At 50.0% G+C, this 19,939-nt stretch carries 17 protein-coding genes; 5 read left to right on the forward strand and 12 right to left on the reverse strand.

From position 1 onward, the window contains the following. Window positions 1–7 precede the first annotated feature (7 nt). From rpsA to gyrA, 3 genes are all read right to left on the reverse strand, one after another. A complete protein-coding gene (gene rpsA, locus M3080_RS00725) occupies window positions 8–1,702 on the reverse strand; it encodes a 30S ribosomal protein S1 (protein WP_022472801.1) in 1,695 nt (564 codons plus the stop codon). A gap of 110 nt (window positions 1,703–1,812) precedes the next feature. Continuing rightward, window positions 1,813–2,469 carry a (d)CMP kinase gene (cmk, locus tag M3080_RS00730; RefSeq protein ID WP_249091474.1) on the reverse strand — a complete coding sequence of 219 codons (657 nt, stop codon included), beginning with the start codon at window positions 2,467–2,469 and terminating at the stop codon, window positions 1,813–1,815. 46 nt (window positions 2,470–2,515) lie between these two features. Continuing rightward, complete coding sequence (gene gyrA, locus M3080_RS00735) at window positions 2,516–5,140, reverse strand: DNA gyrase subunit A (protein WP_249091770.1); 2,625 nt, start codon at window positions 5,138–5,140, stop codon at window positions 2,516–2,518. Between the two features lie 296 nt (window positions 5,141–5,436). Between gyrA and M3080_RS00740 the strand changes: the two genes are divergently transcribed. The 5 genes from M3080_RS00740 (at window position 5,437) to M3080_RS00760 (ending at window position 10,699) form a co-directional block, all read left to right on the forward strand. Continuing rightward, window positions 5,437–6,747: a TRZ/ATZ family hydrolase gene (locus tag M3080_RS00740; RefSeq protein ID WP_249091475.1), complete on the forward strand. Its 1,311-nt coding sequence runs from the start codon at window positions 5,437–5,439 to the stop codon at window positions 6,745–6,747. Window positions 6,748–6,855: 108 nt separating this feature from the next. Beyond that, window positions 6,856–7,434 carry an OmpA family protein gene (locus tag M3080_RS00745; RefSeq protein ID WP_022472839.1) on the forward strand — a complete coding sequence of 193 codons (579 nt, stop codon included), beginning with the start codon at window positions 6,856–6,858 and terminating at the stop codon, window positions 7,432–7,434. Window positions 7,435–7,521: 87 nt separating this feature from the next. After that, window positions 7,522–8,184 (forward strand): HAD family hydrolase, encoded by a 663-nt coding sequence (locus tag M3080_RS00750; protein WP_249091476.1) that lies wholly within the window; start codon window positions 7,522–7,524, stop codon window positions 8,182–8,184. A gap of 189 nt (window positions 8,185–8,373) precedes the next feature. Then, window positions 8,374–8,910 carry a menaquinone-dependent protoporphyrinogen IX dehydrogenase gene (hemG, locus tag M3080_RS00755; RefSeq protein ID WP_249091477.1) on the forward strand — a complete coding sequence of 179 codons (537 nt, stop codon included), beginning with the start codon at window positions 8,374–8,376 and terminating at the stop codon, window positions 8,908–8,910. A gap of 106 nt (window positions 8,911–9,016) precedes the next feature. Further along, complete coding sequence (locus tag M3080_RS00760) at window positions 9,017–10,699, forward strand: AMP-binding protein (protein ID WP_249091478.1); 1,683 nt, start codon at window positions 9,017–9,019, stop codon at window positions 10,697–10,699. 107 nt (window positions 10,700–10,806) lie between these two features. Here the strand turns inward: M3080_RS00760 and M3080_RS00765 are convergent, their stop codons facing one another. The 9 genes from M3080_RS00765 to dusB all read right to left on the reverse strand — a co-directional run bounded on the left by M3080_RS00765 (window position 10,807) and on the right by dusB (window position 19,870). Beyond that, the gene (locus tag M3080_RS00765) at window positions 10,807–11,511 is read right to left on the reverse strand and encodes a TerC family protein (RefSeq protein WP_428982288.1); all 705 of its coding nucleotides are present in this window, start codon (window positions 11,509–11,511) and stop codon (window positions 10,807–10,809) included. A 99-nt stretch (window positions 11,512–11,610) separates the two neighbouring features. After that, window positions 11,611–12,483 (reverse strand): segregation and condensation protein A, encoded by an 873-nt coding sequence (locus M3080_RS00770; protein WP_249091480.1) that lies wholly within the window; start codon window positions 12,481–12,483, stop codon window positions 11,611–11,613. Between the two features lie 68 nt (window positions 12,484–12,551). Beyond that, a complete protein-coding gene (locus M3080_RS00775; protein ID WP_249091481.1) occupies window positions 12,552–14,171 on the reverse strand; it encodes an NAD-dependent malic enzyme in 1,620 nt (539 codons plus the stop codon). A gap of 74 nt (window positions 14,172–14,245) precedes the next feature. After that, window positions 14,246–14,926, reverse strand: a complete 681-nt coding sequence (gene ybgF / locus M3080_RS00780; protein ID WP_022472243.1) for a tol-pal system protein YbgF — start codon at window positions 14,924–14,926, stop codon at window positions 14,246–14,248. A 72-nt stretch (window positions 14,927–14,998) separates the two neighbouring features. Then, a complete protein-coding gene (gene pal / locus M3080_RS00785) occupies window positions 14,999–15,475 on the reverse strand; it encodes a peptidoglycan-associated lipoprotein Pal (protein WP_022472244.1) in 477 nt (158 codons plus the stop codon). A 33-nt stretch (window positions 15,476–15,508) separates the two neighbouring features. Next, complete coding sequence (tolB, locus tag M3080_RS00790; RefSeq protein ID WP_022472245.1) at window positions 15,509–16,795, reverse strand: Tol-Pal system beta propeller repeat protein TolB; 1,287 nt, start codon at window positions 16,793–16,795, stop codon at window positions 15,509–15,511. A gap of 133 nt (window positions 16,796–16,928) precedes the next feature. Continuing rightward, window positions 16,929–18,482, reverse strand: coding sequence for a bifunctional phosphoribosylaminoimidazolecarboxamide formyltransferase/IMP cyclohydrolase (gene purH, locus M3080_RS00795; protein WP_249091483.1), 1,554 nt, complete (start codon window positions 18,480–18,482; stop codon window positions 16,929–16,931). A gap of 61 nt (window positions 18,483–18,543) precedes the next feature. After that, window positions 18,544–18,852 (reverse strand): helix-turn-helix domain-containing protein, encoded by a 309-nt coding sequence (locus M3080_RS00800; RefSeq protein ID WP_022472247.1) that lies wholly within the window; start codon window positions 18,850–18,852, stop codon window positions 18,544–18,546. Between the two features lie 34 nt (window positions 18,853–18,886). Continuing rightward, entirely contained in the window at window positions 18,887–19,870 is a 984-nt protein-coding gene (gene dusB / locus M3080_RS00805; protein ID WP_249091484.1) for a tRNA dihydrouridine synthase DusB, read from the reverse strand. Window positions 19,871–19,939: the final 69 nt, after the last annotated feature.

The raw sequence follows: 19,939 nt of genomic DNA on the forward strand, positions 1-19,939 counted from the left end.
TCTCCGATTACTTTTGTTCGAGCTTAGCCTTCAACAAGGCACCCAAGTTGGTCGTACCGGAAGCGCCTTGAGCATCTTGGTTCATGCGATCCAAGGCTTGGCGAGCTTCGCTGGCATCCTTAGCCTTAATAGACAATTGGATGCTACGGTTCTTACGGTCGATGCTGATGATTTGAGCCGTCACCGTATCACCTTCCTTCAATTGCGTCGTAGCGTCTTCAACGCGTTCGGAAGAGATTTCGGAGGCGCGCAGATAACCTTCAGTTTCATCGCCCAAGTCAATCACGGCGCCCTTGGCGTCAACGCTCTTGACCGTACCGGTAACAACGGAACCCTTTTCATGCGTGCTCGTGAAGTTGCTGAACGGGTCACCGCTCAATTGCTTTACGCCCAAGCTGATACGTTCACGTTCGGTATCAATACCGAGCACAACGGCTTGAACTTCGTCACCCTTCTTGTACTTACGCACGGCTTCTTCGCCTTGTTCGGTCCAAGAGAGGTCAGACAAGTGCACCAAACCGTCGATGCCGCCCGTCAAACCAATGAACACACCGAAATCGGTGATGGACTTGATTTGGCCGGTAACCTTGTCACCCTTCTTGTGGCTTTGAGCAAATTCTTCCCAAGGATTGGGTTTGCATTGCTTCATACCCAAGGAGATACGACGACGTTCTTCGTCGATTTCGAGAACCATCACTTCAACGTCATCGCCCAATTGGACAACCTTCTTCGGATCAACGTTCTTGTTGGTCCAATCCATTTCGGAGACGTGCACCAAGCCTTCAATACCGGCTTCGATTTCAACGAAGGCACCGTAGTCGGTGATGTTGGTGATCTTGCCGAATAAACGCGTTCCCTTCGGATAGCGGCGAGCGATACCAATCCAAGGATCTTCACCCAATTGCTTCAAGCCCAAAGACACACGGTTCTTTTCTTGATCGAACTTGAGAACCTTGGCTTCGAGTTCTTGACCGACTTGAACCACTTCGCTCGGATGGCGAACACGACGCCAGGCGAGATCGGTGATGTGCAACAAGCCGTCAATGCCGCCCAAATCAACAAAGGCACCGTAGTCGGTAATGTTCTTAACGATACCCTTAACAATGGCGCCTTCCTTGAGCGTATCCATGAGCTTGGCGCGTTCTTCGCCCATACTGGCTTCAACCACGGCACGGCGGGAAACAACAACGTTGTTGCGCTTGCGGTCGAGCTTGATGACCTTGAATTCCATGGTCTTGCCTTCGTAGGGCGTGGTGTCCTTAACAGGACGGGTGTCAACCAAGGAGCCCGGCAAGAAGGCACGGATACCGTTGGTCATAACCGTGAGACCGCCCTTGACCTTGCCCGTGATCGTACCGGTAACGAGTTCGCCGGATTCGAGGGCTTTTTCAAGGTTCATCCAAGCGGCAAGACGCTTGGCCTTGTCGCGAGACAAAATCGTATCACCGTAGCCGTTTTCGACTTGTTCAATCGCCACAGCCACGAAATCACCCGGCTTCACGGTGACTTCACCGCGATCGTCCTTGAATTCTTCGATAGGCACATAGGCTTCGGACTTCAAACCGGCGTTCACGACCACAAAGTTGTAGTCCACGCGCACTACTTCAGCCGTGATGACTTCGCCTTGGCGCATTTCTTGACGAGCTAAGCTTTCTTCAAAAAGCTGAGCAAAAGACTCGGGTTGGTTAATATTTTCAGACATGAGTTAATTTAAAAATACAGTGCTCTTCCAGTAAGTGGAAAATGCACCGGGTTAAAAAACCGGGCCGGCCCCATTGCCGGTTTGCCGGGCGGTTGGCTGCAAGAACCAACCTATTTGGTAAGAGACCGGTACCACTGCAGCACCTGTCCCACCGTTGCTTCAATCGTCAATTCTGACGAATCGAGGATTTTGGCATCTTTTGCGGGCGCAAGAGGACTCACAGCACGTTGCATATCGCGCCGATCCCGCTCCTCTAGATCCCGGGTAAGGGTGTCGATATTAGCAACAATTCCTTTTTCTTTCAACTGATTAAAGCGTCTTTGCGCACGTGCTTGGGCACTTGCCGTTAAAAAAACTTTAAGCGGTGCATCCGGGAAAATCACACTACCCATGTCGCGCCCATCGGCGACTAAACCAGGTAGGCGACGAGCCCGCTTTTGCACATCCAAAAGCGCTTGGCGCACAGCTGGCAATGAGGCAACCTTGCTAGCGGCCACTCCAACTTCTTCGGCTCGAATCTTATCGGTTACGTCTTCACCATCTAAATAGATCTTTCCGTCTTCAAACAAGGGGGCCAAATGGGCCGCCGTCTGTGCCAAGGCCGACTCATCGGTCAAATCAATTTTTTCCTTTAAGGCTTTATAGGCGCAAAGTCTGTAAAGAGCGCCGCTATCGAGATAATGGAAACCCAGAGCTCGAGCCACCCTGGCCGCCACGGTTCCTTTACCGGAAGCCGTCGGCCCATCAATCGTAATTACAGGAATCATTTTGCATAAAAGGGCCCGCCTTTCGGTCGGGCCCATCAATCATTTATTAAAGGGATTGGACAGGATCTGCTTCGGAAGAAACAGGGGCCTTTGCGGTCTCTTGAGTCTCTTCGGACTTTTCTTCCTCGACATCTTCTTCTGCAATACGCTGAACAGCAACCAAGCTGTCATCTTTCAAACCGATCAGTGTCACACCTTGTGTAGCCCGTTTCAAAACAGAGATATCCGAAACGGGAGTGCGAACAATCTTGCCTTTTTGAGTCAAGAGCATGACTTCATCGGCGTCATTAACAAGCGTCGCTGCCACCACTTTGCCGTTTCGGTCACTGGTTTGAATAGCAATCATGCCCTTGGTGCCGCGGCCATGACGAGTGTATTCGCTCACCAACGTGCGCTTGCCGAAACCATTTTCCGTAGCCGTCAAAACCGTCTGCTCTTCGCTGTCGGCCACGAGCATGGCAATCACTTTCTGCCCGTCTTCAAGCGCCATGCCCTTGACTCCTCGGGCACCACGCCCCATCGGACGAACATCGGCTTCGCTGAAACGAACTGCCTTACCCGCATCTGAAAAGAGCATGACATCGTGCTCACCATCGGTGATAGCCACACCGATCAGGTGATCACCATCATCAAGCCCCGCGGCATTAATGCCGGAGCGACGCACATTGGCAAAATCCTTCAAACGTGTCTTTTTGACCACACCGTTGGCCGTGGCCATAAAGACGTAATGTTTGTCATCAAAATCTTCAATGGGCAGCACAACCGTGATGCGCTCACCTTCAGACAACGGAACCGAGTTAATGATCGGCCGTCCTTTGGAGGTTCTTGAGCCTTCAGGCAACGCATACACATCCAAGCAATACATACGACCGAAGTCGGAGAAGCAAAGAATTCGGTCATGCGAATTGGCGATAAAGAGCTGATCAATCATATCGCCTTCTTTCATCGTCGCCGCCTTCTTACCTTGACCGCCGCGGCGCTGAGCCTGGTAGTCAGAGAGCTGTTGGCTCTTAATGTAGCCGTCACGTGTCATGGTCACCACCATTTCACGGCGCGGAATTAAATCACGCGGGTTGAAATTGGGGTCACCAGTCGGATCGATTTCTGAACGGCGGTCATCACCATATTCATTCTTAATTTCGATTAAGTCGTCTTCAATGATCTGACGAACACGATCCGGTTTATCAAGAATATCCAGAAGATCAGCGATGATATCCACAACGCTCTTATATTCTTGAATGATCTTGTCTTGTTCCAAACCCGTTAAGCGCTGCAGACGCATCTGCAAAATATTATCGGCCTGAGTTTCACTTAAATAGTACAAACCATCGGGACGACGTCCGTAGAGCGGATCAAGCCCTTCGGGTCGATAATCATTTTTGTGTTCGCCGGCCCGGTCAAGCAACTCACCGACCAAGGCAGAGTTCCAACCGCGGCCCATTAAGCCGGCTTTGGCGACGTCCGGCGTTGGAGCTGCACGAATAATGGCTAAAAATTCATCAATATTGGCTAAAGCGACCGCCAAACCTTCCAAAACGTGACCGCGTGCGCGATTTTCACGCAAATCGAACAGACAACGACGAGTCACCACTTCGCGGCGATGCATAAGGAAGGCTTCAATAATTTGCTTAAGATTGAGCAACTGCGGCTGACCATCTACCAAGGCCACCATGTTGATGCCAAAGGAATCTTGAAGCTGAGTGAGCTTATAGAGGTTATTTAAAACCACATCGGCCACAACCCCCGCCTTCAGATCGATCACTACACGCACGCCGTCCTTGTCGGTTTCATCGCGTAAATCGGAGATACCTTCGATTCTCTTATCGTTGATGAGGTGAGCGATGCTTTCAACTAAGACTCGCTTATTGACCTGATACGGGATTTCATCGACCACAATGCGTGTGCGACGTCCATGATCAAATTCTTCATAGTGCGTTTTTGCACGCATAAGAACACGACCACGCCCCGTACGATAGCCTTCAATCACTCCCTTGAGACCGAAGATGATGCCCCCGGTGGGAAAGTCCGGTGCCGGCACAAATTTAATCAGATCGTCAACCGTGGCATCCGGGTGATTGAGTAAATGCACGCAGGCGTCAATCGATTCACGCAAATTGTGCGGTGGAATATTGGTGGCCATACCAACAGCAATACCCGCGCTGCCATTAATGAGTAAGTGCGGCAAGCGGGTCGGCAAAACCGTCGGTTCTTTTTCGGTATTGTCGTAGTTAGGAATAAAGTCAACCGTGTCTTTGCGAATGTCGGCGAGCATTTCGCCGGCAAGCTTTTGAAGCTTGACTTCAGTGTAACGCATGGCTGCGGCCGAGTCACCGTCAAGACTACCGAAGTTACCCTGACCGTAAACCAGCGGATAGCGAAGCGAGAACGGTTGAGCCAGACGAACAATCGTATCGTAGGCGGCTGTATCACCATGAGGGTGATATTTACCGATCACATCACCAACCACACGGGCGGATTTCTTTGTGGGACGAGAATATGTGTTACCCATTTGCTCCATCGCGTAAAGCACGCGACGATGAACGGGTTTCAAACCGTCCCGAACGTCCGGCAAAGCGCGGCCCACAATCACGCTCATTGCGTAATCCAAATAAGCACGCTTCATCTCGGTTTCCAAAGAAACCGGCAATAACTCTTGTGCAATATTGAGCATGGAGCCCGGAATGTTGGAATCGTTCGATTCTTCGGCAGTTACGTTCTCTTCGTTATTCTTAATATCTTCGTTATCAGACATCGATTAACTATCCATCGTTTGAAATTTTTAACCTGTTGATTTTATCAGGATTTTCTCAAAAATGCCTGTATCGAAAGAGTTATTTTTCTTTTTATTTTCAATGGGTTAGGCAACATCAAAATGTTCAAAATAACGAAAAACGGCAAAAAGGACAGATTTTGTCAGTCTGACATACAATTCGTCGTACGACATCTATAGGTTAGAAAAGGCTGTTTATGCACGTTCACACCATCATCGAAGCGGGCTGGGTAATGCCCATGGCCCCCAAAGGCGCACTCTTGACCCGTCACAGTGTTCTGATTGACGAAGGAAAAATTGTGGCGGTTGTTCCTACCGAAGAAACTCAAGGGATCGAAGCCAAAGAAATCGTCCGCTTGCCGGATCACATTGTTTTACCTGGTTTTGTAAACGCCCATACACACGCTCCCATGCACTTATTGCGAGGAATGGGCGCGGATCTTCCCTTAATGGATTGGCTTCAAACAAAAATTTGGCCAGCCGAAGGCAAACTCATGAGTCCTGAATTTTGCTATGAAGGCTCTCTTATTGCCGGGGCCGAAATGGTTGAATCCGGTATCACGTGCGCTAGCGATCACTATTTTTTCAGTGAGGATGTTGCCCGCGGTCTTACTGAAGCCGGAATTAAGTGTTCCGTCTCCGGAATTGTGATCGGCTTTCCTTCGGCCATGGCGAAAAACACGGATGAATACATCCAGTGTGCCGAAGCGCTTTTCGAGCGTTTTGCCAACGATCCCAATGTCAGAGTAACCGTTGGTCCTCACGCACCCTACACGGTCGATGATGATGCGCTCATTAAAGTGCGTGATTTAGCTCACAAACACAACGCACGAATCCACATGCATGTGGACGAAACACAGACCGAAATTGAAGGTTCACTCAAGCAATATGGCGTCCGCCCGTTGCAGCGCCTTCAAAATTTGGGACTATTGGATGAACGATTTATTTCCGTGCATACGGTTTGTGCCGATGATGCTGAATTAGAACTTCTTGCCCGCGCCCGAGCAAGCGTCGTGCACTGCCCGTGTTCAAATTTGAAATTAGCAAGCGGCTTTTCTCCTGTTGCCAAAATGATGGCTCTCGGCATCAATGTTTCGATGGGCACTGACGGAGTTGCCAGCAATGACAAGGTGGACCTTTTAGGCGAAACACGTCTGGCGGCTATGTTGGGCAAAGCCGTATGCCAAGACACCACTCAAATGAAAGTGGCCGATATGCTTTATGCGGCTACCATGGGAGGCGCTAAAGCTTTGGGCTGGGATGACCGGATCGGTTCGCTCGAAAAAGGCAAAGACGCTGATTTAATAGCCGTTGACCTCGGCAACATTGATGCGCTGCCCGTTTTCGATCCCGCCTCGCAGCTTTTATATAGCGCGGGACGCGAAGATATCAGTCACGTTTGGGTTAATGGCAAAATTGTTGTCAAAAAGCAACAACAGGAAGGTCTCCGACCTTTGAGTCGAGAAAATGCACAGAAAATAACAAAAACGTGGCAGAATAGAATTTAGTTTAGGTAAGTGTCCCCAAAAGGCCACTCGCGAGGGCGGTGGGATATGAGCCGGACGTGTGCGGTCGTCTGTTGTTTACCGCAGTAAATCCAATTGGAGAAAATAATTATGAAAAAAACATTAGCTTTGAGCGCCGCCTTGGCCGCTTTGCTCGCTACGAGTGGCATGGCCAGCGCCGCCGACGTTTTCCCGTATGTTAAGTCCACGACCGGTCAAACCGTGATGAGCAACTACGACCTCTGCTGGCGTACCGGCTTCTGGACGCCTGCTCTTGCCGAAGGCATCGAATGCGACGCTGACATCGCCAACAGCGGCAAGATCGTTTTGGCTGCTGACACGCTCTTTGACTTGAACTCCGCCAAGGTTAAGCCCGAAGGCGTCAAGATGCTCAACGAATTGGTCGCTCGTATGTCCGGCTTGAACGTTGACGTCGTGATGGCTACCGGTTACACCGACGTGACGGGCCCGGCTTCCTTCAACCAAACGTTGAGCGAACGCCGCGCTGCTGCCGTTAAGTCCTACATGGTCGCCCAAGGCGTTCCGGCTGACAAGATCCAAACCGAAGGTAAGGCCTCCGCTGATCCTGTCGTGACCTGCGAAGACACCGGCTCTAAGGCTGATTTGGTTGCCTGCTTGGCTCCGAACCGCCGCGCTGTCGTTGAAGTGGTCGGCACTCGCGCTCAATAATTAATGAGACAGTCTCATTGATTTGAATTAAAAGGCGCTCCGCTTTGGAGCGCCTTTTTTAGTGAACGTCTTGAAATGGGATAAATAATGCCTCTGGTTTTGTTTGACTTGGACGGCACACTTGTTGATAGTGCCCCTGATCTTTGCGCCTCCTTAAACCGTATCCGTCGATCGGAAAATCTGGCTCCCCTTCCTTACAACGTACTCAGAGAATACGCGGGCTCTGGAGCAAGAGGGCTTCTTAAGATTGGCTTTGACATTACTGACCAAGATCCTCGCTTTCCTGAACTCAAAGAACGATTTTTGTCGGACTACCAAAATCACTGTGCAGAAAAAGTTTGCTGCTTTGATGGCATCGAACAAACACTCGAAGAAATAGAACAAGCCGGTTGGCAATGGGGTGTCGTCACCAATAAATTCAGCAATTTCACCATTCCCATCATGAAAAAGCTGGGCTTATACGATCGAGCCTGCGTCATTATTAGTGGGGATGAAACCGGAAAACTCAAACCCCATCCCGACAACATGTTGGTCGCCTTAAATAAAATGCGCGCCTTACCGCAAGAAACGCCCTACGTTGGCGATGACATCCGCGACTCCAAAGCTGCTCAAACCCTGGGAATGCCTTTTGCTGCGGCTACTTGGGGTTACCTCAGACAAGATTTCCCAATTAATGAGTGGCATACCCACCTTATCGCACATCACCCGCAAGAGCTCATCGGTTGGCTGAAAGTCTTACGGGCTAAATAACGGCTTTAAGATTGAAACAATATTTCTGCACTACAATGGCCGACGTACCCGAAAGAATTAAGGGTAAAGACTAAAGAAACAGGGAAAACGATAAAATCTTCGCTCTTAATTTATCGCTTCTCTCTTTAAGCTTTGTATTTGTGTTTTTCCCGCCTAAAAAGAACTCGGACGGGAGAATAGGAGAAAAAAATGAAATCTGTGCTCGTGCTCTATCACAGCCGAAGCGGACATACGGCTCGTGTCGCCCGCCGTATTTGGGAAACGGTTATCGCCGAAGGTAACCAAGCCGACATGATGAGTGTTATGGAAGCCGACCGTGAAGGCGTGCAATGGGACAAGTACGATCTCTTTATTGTGGGCTGCCCCGTGTTGTACGGTACCTACCCCAAAGTGTTCTACAGCTTCCTTGCCAAACACAAAAATGAACTTGATGCCAAGCCCCACAGCTTCTTTAACGTCTCTGTGGTCGCTCGCACCCCGATTAAAGCGACGCCCGAAGGCAACCGCTACATGCAAAAGTTCCTGCAAAACTCTCCCTGGAAACCCCGCGATGTCAAATGCATCGCCGGTAAGGTGGACTATCCGAACTGGGGTTGGCTTGATGCCAAGATGATTCAGCTCATCATGAAGATGACAAAGGGACCGACCTCCATGGATGCAGTGATTGACTACACGGATTGGGAAGATGTTAAGAGCTATGCCCGTCATTGCTTGACGCTTGCATAGTCACTTTCTTGTCACAAGACGCAAAATCATCAAAAGTCGCCCCTCTGAGGGCGACTTCTTTTGTTTACAATAATGGTTTGTGTATAAGAAAACAGGATTTACAACAATGACCGATTTCCCATGGCTCGCGAAATATCCTAAAGGCGTTCCCGCACAAATTAATCCGGATCGCGTCGCCAATATTCCTGCCCTGCTCGACGGTATTGCCGAAAAGCATCCCAATGCCCCTGCGTTCACCAATATGGGCGTCACCCTCACGACCAAAGAAGCTCAAGCGCTATCTTTTGATCTGGCCGGCTACCTCCAATCGCTGCCCGATATGCAAAAAGGCGATCGAGTTGCCGTGATGATGCCTAACCTTTTGCAGTACCCAGTAGCCCTATTTGCCATTTTGAGGGCAGGCTTCATTGTTGTGAATGTCAATCCGCTGTACACAGCGCGAGAACTCGAACATCAATTGAAAGACTCCGGCGCCAAAGCGATCATTATCATTGAAAACTTTGCAAAGACTCTTGAAAGAGTTCTGTCTCGTACGCCGGTCAAGCACATCATCACCACACAGGTTGGTGACTTATTCCCCTTCATGAAGCGCACCATCGTCAACGCTGCAGTGAAGTACGTTAAAAAGATGGTCCCTGAGTGGAACCTTCCCGGTGCCGTCAGTTTCCGTGACGCATTGTCAATTGGACACGGCAAGGGCTTCACGCCGGTTGAACTCTCCAATGAAGATGTTGCGCTTTTACAGTACACGGGCGGCACAACCGGCGTATCCAAAGGCGCCATGCTCACGCACCGAAATGTTCTGGCCAACGTTGAACAAACCGGCAGCTGGATCAGTGTTTCCTTTAAGGAATGTGAAGAAGTGGCCATGTGCGCTCTGCCGCTTTATCACATCTTTGCCTTCACGGCGACACTGGCTTTCCTCAATTGGACGGCACGCAGTGTTCTGATCACCAATCCCCGCGATATCAAAGGATTGGTTAATGAATGCAAACACTGGAAGTTTTCCGTTTATACGGGTGTCAACACCCTCTATAACGCCCTCTTGAACAATCCCGAGTTCGCTTCCGTCGATTTCTCTCGATTGAAGATGGCGGTTGCGGGCGGCACGCAGATTCAAAAAGTAGTCGCCGAACGCTGGAAACAAACCACCGGCATCGGTATTTTGGAAGCCTACGGCCTAACGGAAGCTTCCCCTGGTGTCTGCGGCAATTTACCCGATGCTCCCTGGGACGGTTCTGTGGGTTATCCCCTTCCTAATACTGAAGTGAGCATTCGCGGCGATGGCTTTAAGGATTTAGGATTGTGTGACAATCCTGAAGAAATTGACTCTCACACCGGCGAAATTTGTGTGAAGGGCCCGCAAATCATGAAGGGCTACTGGAACAGACCCGAGGAAACGGCCGGCGTCTTCAGAGACGGCTGGCTTCGTACGGGTGATGTGGGCTTTATGGCCGCTGACGGCAAGATCACCATTACAGACCGCAAGAAAGACATGATTTTGGTCTCAGGCTTTAACGTCTATCCCAATGAAGTGGAAAGCGTTATCGCCTCAATGCCCGGTGTTTTAGAGTGCGGTGTGGTGGGTGTGCCTCATGAACGATCCGGTGAAACCGTGAAGGCCGTTATCGTTTTGAAAGACCCGTCTATCACCAAAGAAGATGTCGTGAAATATTGCCGTACACAGTTAACCGGCTACAAGATTCCTAAACAAATCATCTTTGTGGACTCTTTGCCCAAGACGGCTGTCGGTAAAATTCTGCGCCGAGAATTAAAAGATATCGTCTAATTCAGACTTCTGGGATCTTTCTCAGATCCCTGTTTTTTAGTCCTTAAAGCAAAGCGATCTATCAGCCGTGCACCGATAGATCGCTTTTATTTTAGGTGGTGAAGTTTTTAACCAGCTGCCTTTTTAGCTTTTTGCCGCTTCACCCACATTCTGGCCAGAAGTACTACTAGCGCGGCTCCGATAATACAAGCCCCATAATGAACAGCATTCGTTTGCGGAATGTGTTCAACCATGAAGATATCACTCACGATCAAACCGCCGCCGATCCAACCCAAGAGTGCACCGCCCAAGGTAATGATGATCGGAAAACGGTCAAACACCTTCAAGATAATCTGGCTGCCGAACACAATAAAAGGCACACTGACAATCAAACCGAAAATAATCAATAACGTTTGATGATGTTCATGAGCCGCTTGGGCGGCACCGGCAATGCCGATCACGTTATCGATACTCATCACAAGATCGGCCACAATGATGGTCTTAATGGCTGAGAGCACTTTTGTGCTGGCTTCGATGTGCTTATCTTCCTCATCGTGAGGAATCAGCAATTTCACACCGATCCAAATCAAAAGGAGACCGGCTACCACTTTCAAAAGCGGCAGCTGCAGGAGATAAACGGCACAGGTAATCAGGACGACACGCAAGGCGATCGCGCCAAATACACCCCAGAAAATCCCCTGTCGACGTTGATGCGGATCTAAATTACGGCAGGCCAAGGCAATGACCACCGCGTTGTCACCCCCCAACAAAATATCAATCATGATGATCTGAGCCACGGCACCCCAGTGCATCGTTGTAATCAGCTCGGTCAACCATTCCATAACGTCTTGTTTCCTTATAAAAAAAATTGATTTTTTACAGTTTAATGAATTTGTATGAACGGAAAATGAAATTTTAAAAAAAATATTGAATTAAGCCTCGTTTTCACCTTCTTGCGAAGACAAAGTCAAAAATTTCTTCGCACAATAAATCGGCGCATAGGGCGCGGCCTGGGTGATAGAAATCAAACCCTCACGGGAGAGTTCAAGAATAGCCAAGAAACTCACCACTCTTTCCTGCATTGTGCTGTGATCTTGCACCAATTCATCAAAGCTGACAAATCGCTCTTGCTCAACACGTTTAATAATCGCCGACATGAATTCGTGAATCGAGAGCTCCTGTCTCGACACGGTGTGATTGATCTTTAAATTGGCATTCTTAACAACGCTTAACCAGACTCTTGCCAATTCTTGCGGTAAAACCTCCGGTTCGGGCGCCTCATCCTCTTCGATAGCCACGTAACCACGCCAGAAACCATCACCCATGGTTGGCAAAGCGTTGAGTAATTGAGCGGCGACTTGGATTTTTTCGTATTCAGCGACTTCTCTTAAAATGCGAGCAGTTGGATCCTCCTCTTCTTCATCATCGTCACTCACCGGCACCGGCAAAAGAAGCCTGCTTTTAATCATCATGAGATCGGCCGCCATAACAAGGTAATCGCTTGCCAATTCCATATTCTGAGCGCGGATTTGCTCAACATACTCCATGTATTGATCTGTCACCGCAGCCACTGAAATTTCATTTAAGTCCAAGCGTTGTTTGCGGATCAGATACAGCAGTAAGTCAAACGGTCCCTCAAATGACTCCAAAAAAAGCCGCAAAGCTTCAGGCGGAATGTACAAATCATCCGGAAAATGCAGTAACGGCTCACCTTTTAGGCGAGCAACCGCCACCACGTCCTCAATGGCCGGAGTTGTATCAGGGATCAATTCGGGGGCAACGTCAATCAGAGCGTTCGGATTCACAGCGATTCTATTGAAAATAGGAGGCGGGGATTGATTCCCCGCCCCGATATCAACAACCTAAAAGCAGCTTAGTAGCCGGGCGTGTACATGCTCGCTTTAATCGCAGCATGTAAATCTTGCGGTTTTTCGATGCCGGCAAGCCCCTTTTCAAACGCGTATTCAGCCACCGCAACAGCAATTGCCTCAGAAATCGGGCGAATGTCATTGAGTGACGGATAGAGACTGCCGCGCTTGAGATCGTCTTCGCTGACAAGTTCTGCCAACTTACGAGCAGCGGCCAAGAACATGCCCGTAGGCATCGTCTTTGCCTTCACAAACGTGGCAGCGCGCCCCAAAGCCGGGAACACGTAGGAATTATTACCTTGACGCGGCACAAAGGTTTGACCGTTGTAGTTCACTGTGTCAAAGGGAGAGCCCGAAGCGAAGAGAGCTCGACCATCAGAGAATTGGTAAGCCATCTCGGCCGTGCATTCAGCCTTAGAGGTCGGATTAGAGAGTGCGAAGACGATCGGACGTTCGTTAATAGCACTCATTTCACCAATCACCATGGAGTTAAAGGCATTTTGCTGAGCGGCCACACCAACGATGGCGGTCGGACGCAACTGCTGAATGGCTTGCAGGAAACTTTCTGCGGGTTGAGCATCGTGAGCGAATTGACGCTTGTGAGCAGACAAGTCGGTTCTTTGCGCAACGACCAACCCCTTGGAGTCAAAGAGGAAGCAACGCGTGCGAGCTTCTTCGATAGAAATGCCTTCTTCATCAGCAATAGCTTCAGCAATCAGATTGGCAATACCGGTTGCGGCTTCGCCCGCTCCTAAGAAAAGCACTCGTTGATCGGCTAACTTACCGCCCGTTACACGCAAAGCGGAATAAAAACCAGTCAAAGCCACACAGGCCGTACCTTGGATGTCGTCGTTAAAGCACAGGCTCTTATCCTTCCAGCGCTCGAGCAAACGGAAGGCGTTAGCGTTGCCGAAGTCTTCAAATTGAATGAGCACATTGGGCCAACGCTTGCGTGCGGCCATCATAAATTCATCAATCAATTCGTCATAGCAGGCACCGGCCACACGTTCCTGACGTAAGCCCATATAAAGGGGATCGGCTAGATAGGCGGGGTTGTTGGTGCCAACATCAATCATCACCGGCAATGTTTTTTCCGGAGCAACACCGGCACAAGCCGTGTAAAGCGCAAGCTTGCCGACCGGAATGCCCATGCCGTTGACGCCTTGGTCACCCAAGCCCAAAATGCGCTGGCCATCGGTCACAACGATGACTTCGACATCATCTTGCTTGACGTTATCCAAAATCTTAAGAATTTGGCCCTTGTCTTTGATGGAAATGAAAAGCCCTCTGGCTTGCAGGAAATTGTGGCTGAATTTCTGGCACGCTTCACCAACCGTCGGCGTGTAGATAATCGGCATCACCTCTTCGATGTTATCGCACACCACTTTGAAGAAAAGCGTTTCATTGGTATTGTGCAGAGCATCGAGGTAGAAATAACGTTGGATGGGCAAGGGGAAGGTGCGCATGAAGGCCACCGAACGGCGAGCCTGTTCTTCAAGCGTTTCCACTCGGGAGGGCAAGAGGCCCCGAATACCCATTTGGTCTCTTTCTTCTTCGGTGAAAGCCGAACCGCGATTTTGAAGCGGATTACGCAGGATATCCTGTCCGCAGCGAGAGCAAGTCATTTTCAAGTATCTCAAAAGAAAAAACGAGGATTACTCCTCAGGAAAATACAAAGCTTAATTTTAGACTTTTCTTGTCAACCAAGTTTTTCAATTTGTGCCAAACGGCTCTTAGCGGTTTTGGCAGAGTCCGATTTCGGATAACGTTTGATCAGGGTATTGAGAGTCTTTTTAGCCTCATCAATCGCACCGTCACTTAATTCCGCGGAAGCTTTCAGCAATAAAGCTTCGGGAGCTTTGGGCGAGCTCGGATAAACCCGGTACAAATTATTGGTTACCGTGATCGTGCTCTTGAAATTGTTGAGCGCGTAGTAGGAACTTGCGCGCCAGTAATCTACATCGGCCATGTAGGCGGACTTGGGCCAAGTCTTTTTAAAGGTATTCAACGCTTTCAGGCAATTGGAAAAATCACGATTTCTGAAAAGCTCCACCGCTTTTTCAAAGTCACGACGTTCAGCAGGCTTAACGCTAATGACCCGACCGTTTAGTTCAACACGGGCCGGCTCCACCTCCACCAATCGCTTGTCCATCGTTTCAACCTGACGGGTGAGCTCCTGCATTTGACCAATCATGCGCTGGTTTTCCGCACGAAGGGCTTCAACCTGTCCCATCAAATCAACCTGCGCGCGCTGACTGGCCTTTAATTGTTCACGCAATTCCAAAATGGCCGTTCTCGCTTCATCATCGGCGAAGGCCCAAGCCGTTCCCGTTTGAGCGGCCACGGCCAACATCATGACTGCCAATAAAGTTTGACGCATACTATCCTTAATTTCTAATCGGACCGAAAACAGAGCGCGCCCGATCAACGGGCGCCTGTCTCAAACAAATTCTTATTTGGTGCGATAGATAATATCGACACGACGATTTTGTTGATAAGACTCTTCATCGTGACCCATGGCACGCGGACGTTCTTTACCGAAACTCACGCTTTCCATGCGATCCGAAGGAACGCCTAAAAGCTGCAGGCGATTTTCAACGCTGTCGCTTCTTTTTTGACCAAGGGCCAAGTTGTATTCACGACCGCCTCGTTCGTCCGTGTTGCCTTCCAAAACGACCGTTGCGCTCGGGTGTGTAGCAAGATACTGAGCGTGAGCTTCAATCATTGCTTGTGATTCAGCCGGCACGGTGTAGCTGTCAAAGGCAAAATAGATGCTCTGTTGGCTCAAAGGCGAATTGGGGTTAGAAAACGGGTCGCCGGCGTACTGAGCATCAGGACCATTGGGGTTTAAATCTACGGACGAGCAACCGGTTAAAAGAGCTCCGGCCAGACCTAAACTGACCAACAAAATTTTGCTTTTCAATTGCATTTAAAACTCCATCCAATAACTAAAAATTAAGTTTTACTGTAAAAGCGGTCCCCAAGAGGGTTCTCGGATATCACCGTTGGGACCGGTAAGGCGCGTCCTGACGCGACCGTCAAGGCTTACCGTTGCCAACACACCGCGTCCGCCTTCTTCGGTGGCATAAACCAAAATCTTGCCATTCGGAGCGAAGGTGGGTGACTCATCACGCATCGTATCGGTCAAAACCAACTGTGTTCCTGTCAATAAATCGAGCAACGTCACACGGAAAGCCCCATTGAAGCGAGAGATGAAGGCGAGTTTATCTCCCTTGGGACTGATGGCCGGACTAATGGCGTACTCGGCACTATAGGTGATTCGTTCAGCAGCGCCGCCCGCCACAGCTTGACGATAGATTTGAGGCGAGCCGCCGCGGTCGGATGTGAAATAGACGTATTGACCGTCGGGACTGAAAACCGGTTCGGTATCAATGCCCTGACTATTGGTGAAACGTCTGACATTCGTACCGTTTGTACTCATAAGGTAGATGTGCGTGCCGCCGCCCATAGACAAGGCCACAGCCATTGTCTTGCCGTCAGGGCTAAAAGCCGGAGCCGAATTATTGCCCTTGAAACTGGCGATTAAGCGGCGCTCTCCAGATCGAACATCATGCAAATAAATAACGGGCTTATTGGCTTCAAAGGACACATAGGTGAGCAGCAGTCCGTTGGGAGACCACATCGGAGAAATAATGGACTGATTACTCTTGAGCGCAGTCTGTGGATTGGCGCCGTCACTGTCGCTGACAACCAATTCGTATGACGCGGGGCCCCTTTGCAAAACGTAGGCCAAGCGCGAAGCGAAAATGCCTGACTCGCCTGTGAGCCGCTCATAAACAGCGTCCGCAATACGGTGAGCCGTCAAACGCAGATCGCCGCTACTGACCACGAACTGCTTTTCGTCAATCACTTTGTCCTCAACCGTACCAAACAGCCTGTAATTGACGCGATAGCGAGTATCGGGCAGCTTTTCGATAGTGCCCATAACCAGTGCGGTCGCTCCCATTGTGCGCCAGAATTTAGCACGAGGCTTTTCGATATCCTCGGCCGGCAACTCACCCATTACTTTGAGTGCGCGAAAGGATCCGCTTCTTTCGAGGTCCGCGGTGACAACCGTTGACAAGTCCAACGGTGCGTTATTGGTTCCCTGAAATTGGGGGATGGCAATCGGCATTTGATTGGCACCCACCCCCGTAATTTCAATGCGAAGCTGAGCCCAAGCGGGCAAACTTGCCCCGGACACCAAACCGGCACCAGCGGCAAGCAACGTTCGACGGTTAATCTGCATGATCAATCCCTTAAAACGGATATCACAAAAAGTCAACTAAAGTGCTTTGATTTTAAAGCAAAAGAGGCGCCAGTCTGAGCGATTGGCGCCCTTTTTTTCGATTGGTTACGATTGACGTAACCAAACAGCCGAATTAGTGGCGGAAGTGACGTTCACCGGTAAAGACCATAACGATGCCGCGTTCGTCGGCAGCGTCAATGACTTCTTGGTCGCGGATCGAACCGCCCGGTTGAATCACACAGCTTGCACCGGCATCCACCACGACATCCAAACCGTCTCTAAACGGGAAGAAGGCATCGCTCGCGACTGCCGTATCCTTCAAACTTAATCCGGCTTCTTCGGCCTTAATGGAAGCGATTCGGGCAGAGTCCACACGGCTCATCTGACCGGCACCCACACCCATCGTCATGCCGTCTTTGGCAAAGACAATCGTGTTGGACTTCACAAACTTGGCCACACGCCAGGCAAAGAGCATGTCCTTGAGCTGTTGAGCCGTGGGCTGCTTCTTCGTTACCACGCGCAAAGCCTCTTCTGAGACCACTTGCAAGTCCGGCGTTTGCACGAGAAGGCCGCCGCCCACGCGCTTGAAGTCAAAGTCGTTGTGATCGTCACCCATTTCGATCGTCAAAAGACGCAAATTGGGTTTCTTCTCGAGAATAGCCAAAGCGTCGGCTTCAAAAGCAGGCGCCATGATCACTTCGGCAAATTGCTTGGAAATCATTTCAGCACAAGCGGCCGTTACCGGCGTATTGAAAGCCAAAATGCCGCCGAAAGCGCTCTTCGAGTCTGTCTTAAAAGCCTTGGCATAGGCTTCGGCGCTGTCAGCACCCACAGCTACACCGCAAGGATTGGCGTGCTTGATGATGACGCAAGCGGGTTCTGCAAATTGGCGAACAGCTTCCCAAGCCGCATCGCTATCGGCAATATTGTTGTAGGACAAAGCCTTGCCGTGCAATTGCTTGTAGCTTGCCAAAAGGCCCTTACCCACATGCACTTCACGGTAGAAAGCCGCCTTTTGGTGGGGATTTTCACCGTAACGCATGTCCTGAACCTTCACAAATTGACGAGTGAAGCTTTCCGGGAAATCCTTCTTTTGCTTGTCTTCGTCCAAAGCCGTGAGGTAGTTGGAAATCATGGCATCATAGCGGGCGGTGTGGCAGAACACTTTCTTTGCTAAACGCAAACGGGTTTCGGCCGTCACTTCGCCCTTTTGCTTTAATTCTTCCAACACTGAGGAGTAATCGGCCGGATCCACAACGACTGCCACGCTTTCATGGTTTTTGGCCGCAGCGCGGATCATGGTCGGACCACCGATATCGATATTTTCAATGGCTTCTTCAAATGTGCAATCGGGTTTAGCGATCGTTGCCTCAAACGGATAGAGGTTCACAACAATGATATCGATCGGATCAATGTTGTGGTCAGCCAAGGCTTTCATATGTTCCGGATCGGGGCGGCGAGCCAAAATACCCGCGTGGATCTTCGGATTGAGTGTTTTGACACGACCGTCAAGCATTTCAGGGAAACCCGTGTAGTCGGCCACTTCCTGAACTTCGATTCCTGCTTGTGCGATCAGTTTGGCGGTACCGCCCGTGGAGAGCAGGTGATAACCCAAAGCGGCGAGTTCGCGAGCGAACTCCACAACTCCGGTCTTATCAGACACACTCAACAAAGCTTGTTTACGCATAATTGCTGTCCTTAAAAATTAAAAAACGAAAAAACAAAACCTTCCGGCCCATCCTCAGCCATTAGATGAGCTTGTAAAACTGTAGCTTCTTGTGCAACGTGTTTCTGTTTATGCCGAGAAGCTGCGCCGCCGCACATTTATTGTGTCCCGTGCGTTTCATCACAAATTCAAGCAAGGGCTTTTCCACCGCTTGAATAACCATAGGATAGAGTTCGTGCTGCGGACGCATCCCGTTGAGCGTTTTGAAGTAACTTTGCAAATTACGAAGAACAGCCGCCTCAAGCGACTCATCTTGTTCGATTGTCGCAGGCTTCATCATCAACGGGTTTTCGGCCATCACTTCTTGTTTTTTGATTGTATCGGAAACCATATCAATGAACACAAAAGAGAGAAAAAATCGTTATTTATAACCAACCTTGCCGCTTGAAATAATCAAGCAGGCATCTGCCCTGCATGAGAGCATCCGGTGCCTGACAAAGATACGAGCGGACTTCTTCAAATCCGGGCCATCCCATCAGATACCATAAAAGGTGCTTTCTAAAAGTCATCACCGCGACCGGCTCAGGGTAACACTCAAAGTGCCACTGCCTGTGCGTCAGTATCGCCTCTACTTTCTCCTTACGGGAAAGTTCAAAAGGTACACCGCTTCGAAGCGTTTCTTTTATCTCTTTAAAAAGCCAAGGTCGACCCAGCGCCGCGCGGCCAACCATCACAGCCTGAGCACCGGTGTAGCGCAAAACGGCCGCAGCTCGATTAGCATCGGCAATATCGCCGTTGGCCACCACCGGGATTGTCAGCTCAGAGGCTACTTGGGCAATGGTGTCGTACTCGACCTGACTTTCAAACGCCCCGGCCCTTGTTCTGCCGTGGACGGTAAGCATCGCAAAACCGGCTTCCTCGGCCCAATGCCCCACTTGAAGCGCATTTTTATGCGCCTCATCCCATCCGGTTCGGCATTTTAAGGTCACAGGAACTGCGCATTTCTGAGATACCTCGCCCAACGCTTCTAAAATTTTCCGGGCTTGTGTTTCTTCACGCATCAGGGCAGAGCCACAGGCTACATTACAGACCTTTTTGGCCGGACACCCCATGTTGAAATCAATGACCTCAGCGCCCGCCTCAACTGCCCAATGAAACGCTTCGCTAAGTGCAACCGGATCAGCCCCCAAGAGTTGCACTACCCGAGGGCACTCCTTATCAAAAAATTTCAACCTGGCTAAGGTTTTGCGGCTATTTCGCAATTGAGGGGCACTGGCGAGCATTTCACCTACCGCATAATCGGCACCGAATTGGCGGCACAAACGCCTAAAAGGCGCGTCCGTCACTCCGGCCATGGGTGCTAGAAAAAGCACACCGTCAATACGGTACTGTCCTAAATTAAAACCCATCAGGAAATTTCGCCCACAAAAACGCCACCGTATGGGTAGCCAGCAATGGTGTTATTTTAATAATGTTGC

The sequence above is a fragment of the Parasutterella secunda genome (assembly GCF_023336895.1).
Taxonomy (GTDB): domain Bacteria; phylum Pseudomonadota; class Gammaproteobacteria; order Burkholderiales; family Burkholderiaceae_F; genus Aphodousia; species Aphodousia faecalis.

Excerpts from the sequence above, each read along its gene's own strand:
- M3080_RS00745 (WP_022472839.1), top strand. The coding sequence starts at position 6,856 with ATGAAAAAAACATTAGCTTTGAGCGCCGCCTTGGCCGCTTTGCTCGCT.
- rpsA (WP_022472801.1), bottom strand. The coding sequence starts at position 1,702 with ATGTCTGAAAATATTAACCAACCCGAGTCTTTTGCTCAGCTTTTTGAA.
- gyrA (WP_249091770.1), bottom strand. The coding sequence starts at position 5,140 with ATGCTCAATATTGCACAAGAGTTATTGCCGGTTTCTTTGGAAACCGAG.
- M3080_RS00740 (WP_249091475.1), top strand. The coding sequence starts at position 5,437 with ATGCACGTTCACACCATCATCGAAGCGGGCTGGGTAATGCCCATGGCC.
- ybgF (WP_022472243.1), bottom strand. The coding sequence starts at position 14,926 with ATGCGTCAAACTTTATTGGCAGTCATGATGTTGGCCGTGGCCGCTCAA.
- dusB (WP_249091484.1), bottom strand. The coding sequence starts at position 19,870 with ATGGGTTTTAATTTAGGACAGTACCGTATTGACGGTGTGCTTTTTCTA.
- pal (WP_022472244.1), bottom strand. The coding sequence starts at position 15,475 with ATGCAATTGAAAAGCAAAATTTTGTTGGTCAGTTTAGGTCTGGCCGGA.
- M3080_RS00760 (WP_249091478.1), top strand. The coding sequence starts at position 9,017 with ATGACCGATTTCCCATGGCTCGCGAAATATCCTAAAGGCGTTCCCGCA.
- M3080_RS00800 (WP_022472247.1), bottom strand. The coding sequence starts at position 18,852 with ATGGTTTCCGATACAATCAAAAAACAAGAAGTGATGGCCGAAAACCCG.
- M3080_RS00775 (WP_249091481.1), bottom strand. The coding sequence starts at position 14,171 with ATGACTTGCTCTCGCTGCGGACAGGATATCCTGCGTAATCCGCTTCAA.
- tolB (WP_022472245.1), bottom strand. The coding sequence starts at position 16,795 with ATGCAGATTAACCGTCGAACGTTGCTTGCCGCTGGTGCCGGTTTGGTG.
- purH (WP_249091483.1), bottom strand. The coding sequence starts at position 18,482 with ATGCGTAAACAAGCTTTGTTGAGTGTGTCTGATAAGACCGGAGTTGTG.
- M3080_RS00750 (WP_249091476.1), top strand. The coding sequence starts at position 7,522 with ATGCCTCTGGTTTTGTTTGACTTGGACGGCACACTTGTTGATAGTGCC.
- hemG (WP_249091477.1), top strand. The coding sequence starts at position 8,374 with ATGAAATCTGTGCTCGTGCTCTATCACAGCCGAAGCGGACATACGGCT.
- cmk (WP_249091474.1), bottom strand. The coding sequence starts at position 2,469 with ATGATTCCTGTAATTACGATTGATGGGCCGACGGCTTCCGGTAAAGGA.